At 47.6% G+C, this 613-nt stretch carries 4 tRNA genes and 1 rRNA gene; all 5 read right to left on the bottom strand.

Features of this window, described 5'->3' with window-relative positions:
• Window positions 1-48: 48 nt before the first annotated feature.
• A tRNA-Arg gene (locus Q3W56_RS20580) sits at window positions 49-125 on the bottom strand.
• 32 nt (window positions 126-157) lie between these two features.
• Window positions 158-232: transfer RNA gene (locus Q3W56_RS20585), tRNA-Gly, on the bottom strand.
• A gap of 61 nt (window positions 233-293) precedes the next feature.
• A tRNA-Thr gene (locus Q3W56_RS20590) sits at window positions 294-366 on the bottom strand.
• A 2-nt stretch (window positions 367-368) separates the two neighbouring features.
• A tRNA-Asn gene (locus Q3W56_RS20595) sits at window positions 369-443 on the bottom strand.
• Between the two features lie 44 nt (window positions 444-487).
• Window positions 488-603, bottom strand: a 5S ribosomal RNA gene (rrf, locus tag Q3W56_RS20600).
• Window positions 604-613 lie beyond the last annotated feature (10 nt).

The following is a 613-nucleotide window of genomic DNA, read 5'->3' on the forward strand; positions in this document are numbered from 1 at the left end:
TACCAAGCTGAGCTACTTCCCGATTTCCTATCTATTCTATTAGAATAATGGCGCGCCCGAGAGGAGTCGAACCCCTAACCTTTTGATCCGTAGTCAAACGCTCTATCCAATTGAGCTACGGGCGCAATTAATTTTAAAATATCCCGTTGGGATAAAATGGAGCGGAAGACGGGATTCGAACCCGCGACCCCCACCTTGGCAAGGTGGTGTTCTACCACTGAACTACTTCCGCATATCGCAATAAAAAAAGCTTTCTCCTTTTTGAGAAACCTTAGTAATAATACACTTAATAAAGCTTCCAAGCGGGCTCGAACCGCTGACCTCTTCCTTACCATGGAAGTGCTCTACCTGCTGAGCTATGGAAGCAATGGCTCCGCAGGTAGGATTCGAACCTACGACCGATCGGTTAACAGCCGATAGCTCTACCACTGAGCTACTGCGGAATAATATAAGCTTCATAAACAAACATGGTAGAAATAATAAATCTGCTTGGCGGCGTCCTACTCTCACAGGGGGAAACCCCCGACTACCATCGGCGCTGAAGAGCTTAACTTCCGTGTTCGGCATGGGAACGGGTGTGACCTCTTCGCTATCGCCACCAAACAAATTGAGA

The organism is Bacillus sp. C28GYM-DRY-1 (assembly GCF_030519405.1).
In the GTDB taxonomy this organism is placed as follows: domain Bacteria; phylum Bacillota; class Bacilli; order Bacillales; family Bacillaceae; genus Bacillus; species Bacillus spizizenii_A.